Origin of the sequence: Neobacillus sedimentimangrovi (assembly GCF_010614825.1) — a bacterium.
Classification (GTDB): Bacteria; Bacillota; Bacilli; order Bacillales; family Cytobacillaceae; genus Neobacillus; species Neobacillus thermocopriae.
Genome location: NZ_JAAFZF010000005.1, coordinates 1 through 15,373, shown reverse-complemented (window position 1 = coordinate 15,373; position 15,373 = coordinate 1). Strand labels below are relative to the sequence as shown.

Here is a 15,373-nt window from a genome sequence, read left to right as displayed (position 1 = left end):
CATACTCCGCTAATGGACGCTTCCGCTTTCCTATTCTCCTTTCACCCTTTTGGGCTATTTTCATATTCTGTATTACATCCATAAAAGGATGAGAAAGGAGTCCATAGTATGACTGTAGAGTTGACCGCTCTTCATTGGATATATGTTGTGTTCATTGTCCTTATTATTGGGTTTATGGTCGCAAGACGTGACACAACTATTGTATGTATTGCGGGCATCTTTTTAATTGCCATTACAGCCACAGGTAGTATTAGCCATTCAGTCAGTAGTATTTTTAATAGTTTTATCTTTGCCATTCAAGAATTACTATCTACGATCCTTGTTATATCCATCATTGTAGCAATGAGTCATACATTAACATCCACCGGGATAAATGATGTAATGATTTCACCGTTTCAAAGACTGATTCGCAATCCCTCACTTGCTTATTGGACCATTGGTATCTTAATGATGATCATCTCTTGGTTCTTTTGGCCATCGCCAGCGGTTGCCCTACTTGGAGCCGTTTTATTACCGGTAGCTATTCGTGCAGGCCTTCCAGCACTTGGAGTTGCCATGGCCATGAACCTATTCGGCCACGGTATTGCATTATCAGGTGATTTTGTGATTCAAGCTGCACCCAAATTGACGGCGGATGCAGCAGGATTACCAATTGATGAAGTAATTTCAGCGAGTGTCCCTTTAGTATTTATTATGGGATTGGTAACAACTATAACAGCATACTTTTTCCTTAGACGAGATATGAAGCGAGGAGTATTCAAAGCGATTACATGTAATACCGATCCTCAAGCCAATACATCCCAAAATAAGGCTCTTTTAACACTTGCCCAAAAAAGATTTTTTGCCATTCTCGTCCCGTTATTATTTGCCGCTGATGTTACAGCAATGATTTTACTAGATCTAACCGGCGGGGATGCTACCGCATTAATTGGCGGAACCTCCATTCTCATTCTCCTATTTATCTCATTAACCGGATATAAAGATAAAGGTCTTGAAAAAACAACACAATTTTTAATTGAAGGTTTTCAATTTGGCTTCAAGGTGTTTGGACCCGTAATACCCATTGCCGCCTTTTTCTATCTTGGAGATGCAGGGTTTACAAAAATTATTGGGGAATATTTACCTAGTACTTCTCAAGGGATCGTCAATGATTTGGGGGTTGCCTTAGCCAATATCGTCCCATTGAGCAAAGCAGTGGGGGCCATTACTCTTACAACGGTTGGTGCCATTACAGGGCTTGATGGTTCAGGATTCTCCGGAATCTCCCTAGCTGGCTCGGTTGCCGGACTATTTGCAGTTGCTATAGGAAAAGGTGCGGCTACGTTAACTGCCCTTGGACAAATTGCAGCCATTTGGGTAGGCGGGGGTACACTTGTACCATGGGCATTAATCCCAGCAGCAGCCATCTGTAATGTCGATCCTTTTGAATTGGCAAGAAGAAATCTTGTACCAGTCATTATTGGCCTAGTCATTACGACCATCATAGCCATGTTTTTAATATAGTTTTTAGAAAATCTAATGACATGGAAAACGCTTCAGACCCTGTTACTTCATGTTTGCGCTAACATTCTGACTAGAAATACGTAAGTGTTTTCCTATTTTTATGCCTTTATGACAAAATGTGTTGTTGATATTAATAAAAGATCTTCTTAATCGAAGATCTTTTATTAGTTCTAGTTGAAAAGGATATATATTTTTTGATAACCAAATGGCAATACAGAAGCAACGATTACACCTGTAATGATGGATGAAGTTGAAAAAACAATAAATTTTTGAAGTGATATCTCATTTCGCTTATAAGCAATTTTGAATGCCTTTAACATATAATATACAGTAATTAGTATAATAATAGCTGAACATACACTTGTTAAAATGACTTCCATTGCGTCCCTCCTGCCATAATAGTCTTTTAGCTAATTTTTACCCTCTATAATCAAAATTTCCCTAATTGTTCATTTTATGATCGAAATACTATAATGTATTCCATATTTAAACCACTATTACAGCTAGAAAGAACAAAATATTAGTACAGAACAAATATCTACCCATTAAAAAAACACAAAGCATTAACGATTTTTATTGGGCTTTTTGTAAGATTCGTAATCGGTACGCATTCATGGCTGTTTCACCTAGAGTTTTAAGAAGATTGTTATTGGCATAAGCACCAACAAAGGCTCCAATTCCTGGTACGAGCTGCAGCATTTTAACAAAATCTATATAATCACGATACTCTTGTTGAAACTTCCGCCAATCCATTTCAACAAGCTCCTTTTTTCGCTCCTCCCAATTTTCAATTACTACTAACGTATTCCGACGAATTTCATCACTGGAAAAAGCTAGCTGAAATACATGTAATAGAAATAAACGTTCTTCATATTCTTTCGTATCAAACCCATAAATGGAGGCTGATTCAAATAAAAATTTCATTTTGATCGTTAATAGTAGCGGAAAATCCGCTAGGCCAAGTAAGATTCCGCCTGCCCCTGTTCCTGCCCCTTCAATGATGGCCGTTTTCTGAAAGCTAGAGATCTTTTTCCTAACAAGCTCATCTCTTTCCTCTAATGATAATCCGATTGCCTGTTTTCTATTGGTCGTTAGTTGAGAACCAAATAATGTCGCCTTAACCATTCCTTTAATACTCTCTGTCATTAACTCATGAACCTTTTCCGGAATGAATTCGTTTATTTTTTCTTGTGCTTTTTTGGAAACACGGTTCATCATCCCAGAGCGCCGGGTGATTTTTCGTTTCCAATCTTCAATTTCATCATATACTTTTAATTCATACTCATTCATTGGTCCACCCCACCAACTTCGTTTACAAAGTAATACGAAGAGTTTAGTTCTTCGGTTTCAAAAAAAAAATCCCCATTCCAACTGGATGAGGACTTCTAGAACTTTAAACGATTTTTACTATAAAAATAAACAAATATCCAATTAAACATCAATCCAACAATGAAACCAGCCAAAGCATATAGAAATTCGCCCTTAATAGAAAGCATGAAGGCAAAAAATACTGCTTCAATCGTCATTATGACCATTAGCAAAAATTGAAAAGCGTTCTGCTTATGTTTTGGATCCACTGGATATAAATCCACCCAAAGCTTATTTTGATGATGATTCCAAAGAGGAAGCAGTTGGAAACCCGTTAAATATAAAAATAATATAATCAATAATAATTGCCCTAAACCAAAGGAAATAAAGTAAATTGCGAGTGATCCAATGATCGTTAAACGGACAAATAGCCCCAAGTAATCGGAAGACCTTAAAAAGGTTCTTGAAAACAAATATAAAAATGTCTTTTCTTTTGAAAAAGAAATTCCACGAATGAATAAATCTAGCCATTTTCTTCGTTTAACTGTGTCCTTAAGTTTCGGAACGTCTGTAAACAAGTTCGCCAGCCGGTAAAACGAAGCCATTCTTTTTTCTTCCTGCTCAATCAATAAATCCCATTTTAAACCTATTTCTTTTGTTCGAGAATGGAAGAAATAATAATAAATCATCATAATAAATCCTATACTCAATAGCACAAGAAAATTTGCTTGTTTTAGTAACAAATACGAAAACGTCGCATTCACAAAATACCGAACAATCATGTCCGACCTATGAACAGAGGATGGAACAAAATAAGTTATATGCCAAGAAACTGCTAAATTCCAAGCCTTTATCACCAATAGAAGAAATAATATAGGGAAAAATAAACGATAGTTTGTCCCACTAACCTTGACATACATTGGCATAAGTACCGCTAAGACTAGTAAAAGAATATATCCTTGAAAAATAAAACTACTTATTTTCGACCAACGAAAATAACCTCTCAATTGATTCTCTAGTGGCAGCAAGAACACTTGATCTGCATGAAGCAAATAATTATATACCGGACTATAAGCAAGAAATAATCCAAGGATAATGGCCATAATGATCTCAGCCGGAAAATTGGATGAAAGCGTTTCAATCCATTGCTGATAATAATAAGCTCCGCTCCCAATTAAAAAAATCAGGACAATTACTAGGTGACCATTAAAAATATACCGTAAATACCTATTCAGCTCTTTAACGCGAACCCCTATACGGTCCCTCCAAAGCTTTTTATCATCAAACATAATTTTCTTCCTTTGTTAATTGAATATATATTTCATCCAATGTTGCTCCACGCATGGAGAATTGTTCCCTTAACTCCTCAAGCGTTCCTTGAGCTCGAATCTTTCCTTCATGTAAAATGACAAATCGGTCACAATATTTTTCCGCGGTGGCTAGGATATGCGTGGACATTAAAATACCTGCCCCATTTTCTTTCATTTTTTTCATTAAATCCAGCAAGGATTGAATACCAAGCGGGTCAAGTCCAACAAATGGTTCATCAACAATATATAATGAGGGCTGGACTAAGAAGGCACACATAATCATGACTTTCTGCTTCATTCCTTTAGAAAAATGTGCTGGAAACCAATTTAAGCGCTTCTCCATCCGAAATTCTTGCAGTAAGGAGGTGATACGATTCTTATATGTAGATTCATTTAATCCGTAAGCCATTGCTGTCAATTTTAAATGCTCTTCCAATGTTAATTCTTCATATAATATCGGTGTTTCCGGTACAAACGTAAACAATTTGCGATATGCCTCTTTATCTTCCCTAAACGTTTTTCCTTTTATCTTTATGACTCCACGATGTGGATCCATTAATCCAATGATATGTTTAATAGTGGTACTCTTACCTGCACCATTTAATCCAATTAACCCAACCATTTCTTTTTCCCTTACTTCAAATGAAACATCTTTTAAGACCGGATTTCTTGTATATCCTCCGACTAAATTTTCAATGGTTAATAAAGACATTCTCAACGCCCTTCCGTATCATGATTACTATATATTTTATCAAATAGAAGACATACAGAAAAACCGCAACACATATTTTCAATGTAATTTTGTATATTTCTTTCGTAATGGGACATGATAATCTTCGAAGGGGAAATTAGTTGATGAAGTGATTCATCAAGATTGAAATGAGGTGTTTGTCAAAGACAATATCCGTTTCAACTCATAAAGCTTCATAAAACGTTTCAGGTAAGGGGATGGTTGTAATGTACAATGTACAGGAAAACCATTTAGGTTCAAATAACACTGGTCAATTGCAAAAAATTGTAAATGAGGTGTTTATCGCAGACTATGTCCGTTTTTATAGGTGTGAATAACCGATAAAAACACTTAGGGGATGGTCAGCTTGAACCATAATGTTTCTTTATAATAACACTTTATTGTCAAATGAGGTGTTTATCAAAGAACATTCCTGAAGCGAAAGTCGATGTTGAAGCAGTTCCCCTTCGAGGGCGGGATTCCATGCGAATCCTGCCTTTTTCTTTTTATTTGAACATGGTAAAATAATACAAACCATAAAATGAAAGGCTGGGTTGTATATATGAGTGATTGTATTTTTTGCAAAATAATAAAAGGTGAAATTCCATCTGCAAAAGTTTTTGAAAATGAACATGTATTAGCTTTTTTGGATATTAGCCAAGTGACAAAAGGCCATACTCTTGTCATTCCAAAGGTACATAAAGAAAACCTATTTGAATTAACACCGGAAATTGCTAGAAATTTATTTGAAGTAGTTCCCGCCATCGCCAATGCTTTAAAAACAGAATATGAACCTGTTGGTCTAAACACTATCAACAACAATGGTGAACAGGCTGGACAAACCGTATTCCATTACCATATGCATTTAATTCCAAGATACGGTAAGGGAGATGGCTTCGGAGCCGTTTGGAAGAACAATCAAAATGATTATACGCCAGATCAACTTCAGGAAATGGCTGCTAATATTAGCAAACATTTATAGTATAATTGTCTGAAAATTATATCTTTATAATAGGTTACTATTATGTTATAATATCGTTAGTTCTTCGCTGCAGGCATGGAGCGCACTGTAGGGGGAATCAGTTGTTTAGAAGAGCAGAGGAGAGATGAGAAATGAATACGAAAAAACTTGTTGTACTGTCACTGCTGGCAGGGATTGGAGTCGTTCTGCATGCGGTGATGCCAGCTTTCTTAACCATTAAACCGGATATGATGCTGGCTATGATGTTTTTAGGAATTCTGCTTATTCCTGAAATCAAGAGTGTGTTGCTTCTGTCCATCGTGACAGGAATATTATCAGCCATAACAACAGGTTTCCCAGGAGGACAAATTCCAAATATCATTGATAAACCTATCACAGCATTGGTCTTTTTCGGTTTATTTTTAGCTTTAAAGAAGTACGGAAAAACCATTTTTGGCGTCGCGCTTCTTACCGCCATAGGAACAATTATCTCCGGTACCGTCTTTTTAGCTTCTGCCTATTTGCTTGTAGGACTACCAGGACCATTTGCAGCACTGTTTGGAGTTGCCGTTTTACCGGCTGCAGCTCTTAACACGATTACGATGATAATTTTGTATCCTGTGGCACAATCGATTATGAAGCGAACCAAAATAACAACGACTACCGCCATTCAAAAATAAATGCAGAACTGTTAAGAAAAGAACCCTTTGGGTTCTTTTCTTAAATTAAAAACATTACCATATATAAGTAATAATGAAAGCGATTAACAAACAAATACCTCCGCCTCCAGCCAGTGTGATCGCTCTCTGCTTTATCACCTGCTTTGGCGGGAAAACACCGGGTCTTGCCATATCCATTAAATATTTACCAGCACCTAATAAAAAGATAGCACTAACAACATAGAAAAATAATGCTGTACTCTTCATTTCATGTCCCCCTGCCAGGTACAAAATTTCGTAGATGTTGTAACTATTTATATGTTTAAGTGTCCAAACCTATGAAAAATTTGACATGCTATTTAAGAAAATTATCATCCTTATTTTTAAGTTTAAACCATCGATATTTTTAAGCCAGATAAAATGAATAATAAGGATTTTTTGCAAAAAGTTTTAATTTAATTTCTAAAAATTTTGTTAATTTCCCTTTATTAATTTTTATTTTATTGGCATAATGATAATAGAGTAATATAAAAGTAGGTGAATTGGGGATGCCAGAAAAACAATATTCAATGAAGGAAGCGATGCTTTTTAGTCAACGAATTGCGCAATTAAGTAAAGCATTATGGAAGTCAATAGAAAAAGACTGGCAGCAATGGATCAAACCTTATGATTTAAATATTAATGAGCATCATATTCTAATGATTGCCTATCATTTAAATGGCGCATCTATTTCTGATGTGGCTAGATTTGGAGTTATGCATGTCTCAACAGCTTTTAATTTTTCAAAAAAATTAGAAGAGAGAGGTTTGCTGAAGTTTTCTAAAAAAGAGAATGACAAGAGAAATACCTATATCCAACTAACAGAGAAGGGTGAAGAGGTATTATTTAATTTAATGGAAAATTACGAACCAAAAGGAAGTGCCGCTTTTTCAGGTGCTTTACCACTTCGTGAATTGTATGGGAAATTTCCGGATATTATTGAAATGATGGCAATCGTTCGTAATATTTATGGAGATGATTTTATGGAGATTTTTGAACGTTCCTTCCATAAAATTGAAAGCGAATTAATTGAAGAGAATGGAAAATTAAAAAAAGCAGTACCAACTAAACAAGAGCTAGCCTAACTAATTTAGAAATTTGGCTAATTCCTGAAACAACGGTTCAAATAGTTTTTGAGAATCACAAGCTTGGATTCCCTTTTTAGCATCGAGTTTGCTTGGCAAAAACAATAAGAATTCTTCAAAAAGCGGATGAAAATGTATATACCCTTCCGCTTTTTGCTGTTCCATTTTCTTGCTCCATTGACTGCACTTGAAATAGAATGAGTCTATTTCCTCTTTGGTAAGACCATGTTTAATAATTAGACGATAAAATTCATAATGGGGGTTATCCACAATCTTTAAAAGCAATTTCTAATGAAACTCTAATCATTCAATTTTTTTCATCAGTAGTTCCATATCGTTCATTACTCTGCCCCTTTTTTGTCACTGTTCTACATTTAATACTTTTATTATTTACCTTATTCATGCTTGGATAAACCCCTTTGTTTAAAAGGTTGAAAATATACCTCCTTTAATTCAATCAAAATGACTATCTTTTTTGCGGTATTTTTGGTAATCTAATAACATCACTTTAACAAATGGGAGGGAATCATTGATGATCTCCATTTTTATTGTTTTCGCTGTCTTTATATTGTTTTATATTAATAAGATGACCAGCTCGCTTTGCATTCAGAAAGAAATTCCCGAAGAGAACCAACAAAAAGTTTTTCACACCATTAATGTTCTCGTTACCATATTGCTCATTTCTTCCTATATTGAAATTCTTTATACATAAAATATAATGCGAATTAGCAACAGTCAGGGAACAATGAATACAAAAATGAAGCGATGAGGCTAACCTCATCGCTTTTTATTTGCTAAATCACCATACCCATGATGCTCCAACGATAATTAACAGGATGAAAAGAACAACAATTAGTGCAAAGCCTGCACCGTAATTACCTCCACCTGACATATACCAATACCTCCTTTTTGCATTTTCTAAGATATACTATTCATCTGAATCCCATTGCGACTAGGCACTTATCTTATTTTTGGAAAAGTAAGCTTTAGCATGTTTAGGATGGAAGTAAATGATTAAATTTTTGCAGAGGTTCCCATTTATGTTATAGTAAAGAATGTGGACAAATTTACTATTTAGGAGAGATTCATCATGAAGAAATGGATATTGGCCCTTTCAATTGCTGGCGGGGTTCTTGCATTAAGTGCGTGTGGTTCTTCAGAGAAAATTGCAGAAAGTAAAGCAGGAAATGTCACCCAAGAAGAACTATATAACGCTATGAAAGATAAGTATGGAGAGCAGGCTTTACAACAGCTCGTCTACGAAAAAGTCCTTTCAAAAAAATATAAAATAACAGATGAGGAATTAAACAAAAAAATCGACCAATTAAAAGAAGACTTAGGTGGGAACTTTGAATTAACTCTTCAACAATATGGCTACAAAAATGAAGAGGACTTAAAGAAAATGATGAAAGTGGGCATGATGCAAGAAAAAGCAGCAATGAAGGATATTAAAGTAACAGAAAAAGAATTAAAAGAATACTATGAAAATTATAAACCTGCTATAAAGGTACGTCATATTCTTGTTGCTGATGAAGCGACTGCCAATGAAGTAAAGAAAAAGCTAGATGGCGGTTCTAAATTTGATGAAGTGGCAAAAGAATACTCAACAGATACAGCTTCCGCTCAAAATGGCGGGGAATTGGGTACTATCAATAATCAAAATGCAGCTCAATATGATGAAGATTTTATTAAAGCTGCCTATGCATTAAAAGTAAATGAAGTAAGTGCACCGGTTAAAACTCAATTCGGTTACCATGTTATCCAGGTAACAGACAAAAAAGAGAAAAAGTCATACGATGAAATGAAGGAAGAAATTGAGTATGAAGTAAAATCTTCAAAAATTACGAATGATGACATCAATAAAGCGATGAAACGTGAGCTTAAAGATGCAGGCGTGAAAATAAATGATAAAGATTTGAAAGATGCTCTAGAGATCGAAACTTCAGACGATAAGTAAAATAAAAAAGCGGAAGTATTCTTCCGCTTTTTTCATTCGCCCGTAGCATTTATCCCTTCACGCATCTTCTTTTCTTTTTCCATGCGTTTCATATAAATTTCACCTTCGCGTTCAATTTCTTCCATTTCCAATTTCCGTTCTTCTCTTCCGGTTTTTATTGCCATCCATGCACTAACAATAATTCCGGCAACTACTGCATAGATCCAAAAAGGTATAGTCAATTTTTACCCCCCCTTTTTTATCTGGTTGTCCACTTTTTAATACATCATATTCCATCTATATGAAAATATTCATCTACAAAAAAATAACCCGATATCTCGGGTTATTTGTGAAAGACAGGTTTATAGAATGAACGATTATCCAAGGCAAAGATCCGTTCAGTGAATTCTCCAGGTTTTACCCTTTCTAATGCTCGGTCCAGCATGTTCATCTTTGCATCGAGATTGTCAATATAGTGAAGAATCTCTGCTTCTTTTATAAGTGGCGGCTTTGGGCTACCCCATTCTGCTTTTCCATGATGACTTAGGACAAGGTGCTGCAGAATAAGAACTTCTTCTCCATGGATGCCTAGTTCTTCAGCAGCCTTACCAATTTCATTAATCATGATTGTTATATGGCCCAGTAAATTTCCTTCAAGCGTGTATACTGTTGAAATAGGACCGGATAATTCGATAACCTTTCCCATATCATGCAAAATAACACCTGCATAGAGCAAGTCTTTATCAAGACTCGGATACAAGTTGGCGATCGCCTTGGCTAAATCCAGCATACTAACAACATGGTACGCAAGGCCAGAAACAAATTCATGATGATTTTTTGTTGCTGCCGGATATTCAAGAAAGGCTTTTTGATGTTTCTTAATTAAATGCCGGGTAATTCTTTGGATATTTGGATTTTTCATTTCAAATATATATTGTGTAAGTTTGCTAACTATTTGATCCTGACTTAAGGGAGCGGTTTCCAGAAAATCTTCCAATTTCACTTGGTCGGATGGACCAGTGCTACGAATCTGGCGGATTCTAAGCTGATTCTTGCCACGATAATTTTGCACATCCCCTTGAACCTTTACAATGCTTTGTGGGGCATATGTTTTTTCATCCTCTTCATTCACATCCCAAAGCTTGGCCTCTATTTCCCCACTTTGGTCCTGAAGAATTAACGTTAAAAACGGCTTTCCATTACTCGCAATCCCTTTAGTAGAATTTTTTATTAATAGATATAATTCAACTTGATCTCCTACTCCATAATGCAATATTCCTTTAGTCAACCTTTCCACACTCCCTTCAACCTAGTAAAAGTATATCATATCCTGTTTCTACCCTACGAAACAATCTGAACAGCACCTTTTTCCAGCCTCAAAATATTCTCATTAGGAAAGAACGATAACAAGTGTTCGTGACAGGTGAAAAACAATATTTGATTTTGCTTAAGTTTATGTAACAGCTTAAAAACGAGTTTTGTTCTTCTTGCATCGAAATTGACAAAGCTATCATCAATTACAATTGGAAATTTATAGTTCTGATATATTGTTACCATTAATGCAAGCCTAATAGAAACATACAATTGCTCGGTCGTTGCCTGACTTAATTCATCCGCCTCAAACAATGTTTGGTCCTTTCTTTCTACCAAAAACCCACTGCCAGAAGGATGCAGGTGAATCCTATAATAATTTCCATTTGTTAAAAAGTACAAAAATTCCTCTGCTTTTGACAACAATAGTGGTAAATGTTTATTTTTGTATTTTTCAATCGTTTTTGTAAGAATATTTTGGGCAAGGGCATATACCCCCCACTCTTTTGCCATTTCCTCAAGCTCATATTTCTTCTGTTTATAATGATGAAGAATATCGGAATAGATTCCTCCATCTTCAATGATTTGAATTTCGTATTGAACCCGGGCCTGTTCTTCCTGCAACTCCTTCCATTGATTACGAAGAAAATCTATCTCTTTTTGGCAGTCAGAAATTAATTCGTCACAATTACGAATTGCTAAAAAGTTTTCTCTTTCTTGTTCTGAAAGAATGGAGTATTGTAGCTGCTTTTTGAGATTTTCAAGACGTTTAATAAGGTCTGCACGTTTTTCTGCCTTCTCACCTAATTCATAGAATTGAGATACTGTTTCTGCATTTGCCTCATTTAGCAATCGATCATGTTCCATTTTCAGAGATTGCCATTCCCTTTCTTTTTGCTGGTACTCTGATACAAGGTCAGCAATCTTCGCTTTCCTTTCCTCCATTTTGATCCGCTTCTCATTTTCAGTTTTGAGCTTATTTCGTAATAAATAGGAGGTTTTATGTATATCAAGAGCCCCTTCTGACAGGTAGCGGGATCCATAATGGGTAAGTTCCTCCATCAGTCTTGCTTGTTTTTGATGAATGTTACTAATCCTTTCAATCAATTGATTTTTTTCCCGAATGAATGCTTTATACTGTTCAATTTGCTCAAATGCTTCAAGTAAAAGTGTATTAGCCATCTGTTCAGGAATTTTTAACTCTTTACCAATCGATGATAACTTTTCTTTGTAATTAGCAAAATCCGATTCCCATTCTTCAAATTTAACTATGATTTTTTTATAATTCGCTTTCTGTTGCTTCAACTTTAGTTTTAATATCTGTAGCTTGTTGCGGTGCTGATCATCAAGTTTTATTTTCTCTTCAAGAGAACGAATGTCCTGATACGAGGCTGTTTGGAGTATTTCTATAATTTGTTTTTCTTTTTCTCTTAATTTATTAAGATCGTTTAAGATTTTTATTTCTTTTACGTTTTTCAAACTTTGAAACATAAAAAACCCTAATATGAGACAGCCAGCCAATCCTATAAATAACAAAACCCATTGTTTAGAAATCATTCCATATAAGGTTAGAATTACTAAAATCAGCTCAATGGTAATAAATTGTAATCTCAACTTTCCGTTTGCAGCTTTTTCCTGTTCAATCAATAATTGATTGAATTGGATTTGTTCTTTAATGTTTTTTAATTCCTCTTCGAGCGCCGTTTTATCATGGTTCCGGAGCTGTTGCTCAAGTTGAGATCTTTCAATCTCAGGAAGACAAAGACTTTCGGTTAACCGAACCTCTCTTTCCAGTGCTTCCAACTCATTTAATTCCTGTTGATGTAAAATATCGAGCTCTTCTTTGACATCTGCCAACTTTTCGCCTTGCCTTGACAGGTTTACTACCTCGTTTTTCATAGAAATATTCGTATTAATAGATTGAATCTCTTCTTCATTTAGTGGCAAATGTAATTTTTCTTGAATAGCAGAAAGCTCCGTTTGAACTGTTGTCAGTTTTGATTCATATTGACCCTTTTCAACTGTCAACTGTTCGTACAAGGGGACTTGGTCAAGTAATGTTAAAATCACCTGTTCTTCTTTTAATAAATCACAGTCGGGATTAAGTTCCCCTACCTCTTCTCTGACAAGTCGAATCCTCTCCGACAAGCTTTTCAGCTCCGCTTCGAGTGGAAGAATAAGCTGATTTAATTTTTCTAAACGTTCCAATCCACGGACGGGAAATTCAATTTCCCCCAATGTTTCTAACTCTTTTTTCGTCCATTTTTCTTCTTTTGCAATGGACTCTATCCTTTTCCATTCTTTTAATTTTTCCGCTTGGATGTTTTTATTCTCCAGCTGCTTATTGATTTCAGCCATTTCTTGTTGAAGTTGACCTCTTTTTTGAATTAACATTTCATAGTCCTTCAGTTTTGCAGCTGCCTTTTTTAAATCTTGACTTATTTCATGAACCTTCTGTAATTTTTCATTCAAAATTGGTTTCCTTCCGCCTGGTTTAAAACGCAAGTCCAACTCTTTTTGTAGTTCTAATTCAGTCTTTGCCAGTTTTTCAGTACCTAAAGTACCTGCAGAAAACAAAAATCGTCCCAAATCTTCTCCTTTCATTTGATGGATATTCTGCAATCCTTGTAAATTAAAAGAAAAAATAGCCTGGTAAAGACTTTTATCAAAATTCCCCAACAAAAAGCTTAGTAGTTCCTCTCCGCCAACTTTTCCACTATCTAGAACAACCTTCACATCCCCTGCTGCTTTTCCTTTTACACGTTCAATAACAGCATAGCCATGTTTTTCATGGTAAATTCGAATATTTCCGCCATACCTTGTACTATGCTTTGGCTCATAGCGAAGCTCATTTTGCTGTTTCGTCGGAAAACCAAATAAAATACTATTTATAAATGACATGAGCGTGGACTTGCCCGCTTCATTTTCACCAAAGAAAACTTGAAAATCCGAAAGCGAGTCAATTTTAATATTTTCCAATTGTCCATAACCGTATATATGCATCGAAACAATCTTCATCTCATTCCCTCCTTTTTAATTACATAGTAGATCAAGCAATAACTTCTCTGCTCTTTCTATTAATTCTCGTTTCTCATCCTCAGATAAAGGAGATAAGTGTTTTTTGCCCAGTCGATGCTCATATAACGAAGCGATAGCCTCATCAACATTTTCAAAACACTCAATCGTTTCAAAAAGATTCCCGTAAAAATTCGCTTCCTTCTTTAGCTGTTCCTTATCAATTTGCCGTGACTCAGTGATGTGTATATCTGCGATCCAAACAAATGATTCTTCATCCTTCTCCTCTTCCAGTAGAAGATCCAAAAGATTGGTTTCCACATTTTTCATTTCGTAATCGTCAGCTAATTGAAGATTTTTTATATGAAAAGACAAAATGGCTGCTGAATCGTCTTTACGGTATTTATTCATTTCCTTATGACATAATTGAAGTAGATCTTGAAACCGACTCACTGTAGAAGCATCGACCATTACCTGCTCCCACAAAATATCTGCTGCTTCTATAAACTCCAATTTGGCATCCATCTCGGTTAATGTAACATGATAAAACCCCTTACTCCCTGTTTCCTTTTTATTCCTTCCTTGTATATTCCCTGGGTAAACGATAGGTGGGTTTTCCGCTAAAACAGCTCGCTTATGAATATGGCCTAATGCCCAATAATCAAAGTCTTTTTCCTGCAACTCCTGCACTGTAAACGGAGCATAATTATCATGAACGGTTCCTGATGCTTCATTACCATGAAGGATTCCGATATGAAAATCGGCTCCTTCTTCTTTTTGATATTCAACTATTTTTTTTTCAAAAACATGGCGGGTTGGATAACTAAAACCATAAAGATGTACCCGCTCTCCAGTTCTTGTTTGCTGTTTTTTTATTTCCACTTTTCCAGGAAATACGTGAACATTTGGTGGCATGTCTAAATGAACCCATGAACCGTTTAAATGGTCATGATTCCCATGTACAATATAGACAGGTATCCCATTTTCCTCCAACCTTCTCATTTCTGCCCGAAAACGCGAAAGGGCTCTAAGGCTGCGGTCCTCTCCATCAAATAAATCACCTGCTAAAATGACAAAATCCACCTTTCGATCTATAGCGGTTTTGGTTAGTTTTTTTAGAGCAGTAAAGGTACTTTCCTTCAACCTAGAAAAAATAGTTGCTGGTAAATGTTTCAACCCAGTCATTGGGCTGTCCAAATGCAAATCTGCCGCATGGATAAACGTAACTTTTTTCATAAATATTTCCTCTCTGGAATTCTTTTCTTTATTGTAGCATGTCAGAAATGCGAATGCACGTTCTGATTAGAAAAGCGAAAGCCCCCTGGTTTGCAGTTTTTTACATAAAATAAAAGGGGCTTTGTCGGTAGTGACCCCTTAAAGTTAGAGTTTTTCATTATGCAATTAATTGGCTGGTATGAATTCGATATTCAACTGGACTCATACCAGCCAGTTTTTGTTTTATTCGCACATTGTTATAATAATCGATATATTTTTCGATTTTCTTTTTCAATTCTTC

At 35.6% G+C, this 15,373-nt stretch carries 18 protein-coding genes; 6 read left to right on the top strand and 12 right to left on the bottom strand.

The features are described 5' to 3' along the window. Positions 1-108: 108 nt before the first annotated feature. The gene (locus GZA11_RS03465) at positions 109-1,503 is read left to right on the top strand and encodes a hypothetical protein (RefSeq protein WP_163182892.1); all 1,395 of its coding nucleotides are present in this window, start codon (positions 109-111) and stop codon (positions 1,501-1,503) included. A gap of 170 nt (positions 1,504-1,673) precedes the next feature. On the opposite strand, the gene GZA11_RS03460 is transcribed toward GZA11_RS03465, so the two are convergent. The 4 genes from GZA11_RS03460 to GZA11_RS03445 all read right to left on the bottom strand — a co-directional run bounded on the left by GZA11_RS03460 (position 1,674) and on the right by GZA11_RS03445 (position 4,833). Further along, entirely contained in the window at positions 1,674-1,883 is a 210-nt protein-coding gene (locus GZA11_RS03460) for a hypothetical protein (RefSeq protein WP_038540243.1), read from the bottom strand. A gap of 193 nt (positions 1,884-2,076) precedes the next feature. Next, on the bottom strand, positions 2,077-2,793 hold the full coding sequence (locus tag GZA11_RS03455; RefSeq protein WP_038540240.1) for an EcsC family protein: 717 nt from the start codon (positions 2,791-2,793) through the stop codon (positions 2,077-2,079). A 95-nt stretch (positions 2,794-2,888) separates the two neighbouring features. After that, the gene (locus tag GZA11_RS03450) at positions 2,889-4,100 is read right to left on the bottom strand and encodes an ABC transporter permease (RefSeq protein ID WP_038540236.1); all 1,212 of its coding nucleotides are present in this window, start codon (positions 4,098-4,100) and stop codon (positions 2,889-2,891) included. Continuing rightward, on the bottom strand, positions 4,093-4,833 hold the full coding sequence (locus tag GZA11_RS03445) for an ABC transporter ATP-binding protein (RefSeq protein WP_038540235.1): 741 nt from the start codon (positions 4,831-4,833) through the stop codon (positions 4,093-4,095). The genes GZA11_RS03450 and GZA11_RS03445 overlap by 8 nt, the downstream gene beginning before the upstream one ends. 580 nt (positions 4,834-5,413) lie before the next feature. Between GZA11_RS03445 and GZA11_RS03440 the strand changes: the two genes are divergently transcribed. Then, a complete protein-coding gene (locus GZA11_RS03440; RefSeq protein WP_038540232.1) occupies positions 5,414-5,833 on the top strand; it encodes an HIT family protein in 420 nt (139 codons plus the stop codon). Between the two features lie 131 nt (positions 5,834-5,964). After that, entirely contained in the window at positions 5,965-6,492 is a 528-nt protein-coding gene (locus tag GZA11_RS03435) for a tryptophan transporter (protein ID WP_038540229.1), read from the top strand. 54 nt (positions 6,493-6,546) lie between these two features. On the opposite strand, the gene GZA11_RS03430 is transcribed toward GZA11_RS03435, so the two are convergent. Then, positions 6,547-6,738, bottom strand: a complete 192-nt coding sequence (locus tag GZA11_RS03430; protein WP_038540225.1) for a hypothetical protein — start codon at positions 6,736-6,738, stop codon at positions 6,547-6,549. Positions 6,739-7,019: 281 nt separating this feature from the next. Here GZA11_RS03430 and GZA11_RS03425 point away from each other — a divergent pair, with 281 nt between their 5' ends. Further along, positions 7,020-7,595 (top strand): HTH-type transcriptional regulator Hpr, encoded by a 576-nt coding sequence (locus tag GZA11_RS03425; protein ID WP_038540222.1) that lies wholly within the window; start codon positions 7,020-7,022, stop codon positions 7,593-7,595. Here GZA11_RS03425 and GZA11_RS03420 read toward each other — a convergent pair whose 3' ends face one another. Beyond that, positions 7,596-7,880 carry a DUF1878 family protein gene (locus GZA11_RS03420; RefSeq protein ID WP_081905142.1) on the bottom strand — a complete coding sequence of 95 codons (285 nt, stop codon included), beginning with the start codon at positions 7,878-7,880 and terminating at the stop codon, positions 7,596-7,598. It lies immediately after the preceding gene. Positions 7,881-8,127: 247 nt separating this feature from the next. On the opposite strand from GZA11_RS03420, the gene GZA11_RS03415 reads away from it, so the two are divergent. Next, entirely contained in the window at positions 8,128-8,307 is a 180-nt protein-coding gene (locus GZA11_RS03415; protein WP_038540219.1) for a hypothetical protein, read from the top strand. An 87-nt stretch (positions 8,308-8,394) separates the two neighbouring features. On the opposite strand, the gene GZA11_RS03410 is transcribed toward GZA11_RS03415, so the two are convergent. Continuing rightward, positions 8,395-8,487, bottom strand: coding sequence for a YjcZ family sporulation protein (locus GZA11_RS03410; protein WP_038540216.1), 93 nt, complete (start codon positions 8,485-8,487; stop codon positions 8,395-8,397). 198 nt (positions 8,488-8,685) lie between these two features. Between GZA11_RS03410 and GZA11_RS03405 the strand changes: the two genes are divergently transcribed. Beyond that, on the top strand, positions 8,686-9,552 hold the full coding sequence (locus tag GZA11_RS03405) for a peptidylprolyl isomerase (RefSeq protein WP_038540214.1): 867 nt from the start codon (positions 8,686-8,688) through the stop codon (positions 9,550-9,552). 32 nt (positions 9,553-9,584) lie between these two features. Here the strand turns inward: GZA11_RS03405 and GZA11_RS03400 are convergent, their stop codons facing one another. The 5 genes from GZA11_RS03400 to GZA11_RS03380 form a co-directional block, all read right to left on the bottom strand. Continuing rightward, positions 9,585-9,773, bottom strand: a complete 189-nt coding sequence (locus GZA11_RS03400) for a sporulation YhaL family protein (protein ID WP_038540212.1) — start codon at positions 9,771-9,773, stop codon at positions 9,585-9,587. 101 nt (positions 9,774-9,874) lie between these two features. Next, positions 9,875-10,819 (bottom strand): 3'-5' exoribonuclease YhaM, encoded by a 945-nt coding sequence (gene yhaM / locus GZA11_RS03395; RefSeq protein ID WP_163182890.1) that lies wholly within the window; start codon positions 10,817-10,819, stop codon positions 9,875-9,877. A 53-nt stretch (positions 10,820-10,872) separates the two neighbouring features. Then, on the bottom strand, positions 10,873-13,860 hold the full coding sequence (locus GZA11_RS03390; RefSeq protein ID WP_163182888.1) for an ATP-binding protein: 2,988 nt from the start codon (positions 13,858-13,860) through the stop codon (positions 10,873-10,875). 15 nt (positions 13,861-13,875) lie between these two features. Beyond that, on the bottom strand, positions 13,876-15,093 hold the full coding sequence (locus tag GZA11_RS03385; protein ID WP_163182886.1) for a metallophosphoesterase family protein: 1,218 nt from the start codon (positions 15,091-15,093) through the stop codon (positions 13,876-13,878). Between the two features lie 157 nt (positions 15,094-15,250). Further along, a partial coding sequence (locus tag GZA11_RS03380) for an IS3 family transposase (RefSeq protein WP_163182820.1) occupies positions 15,251-15,373 on the bottom strand: 123 nt, incomplete at its 5' end.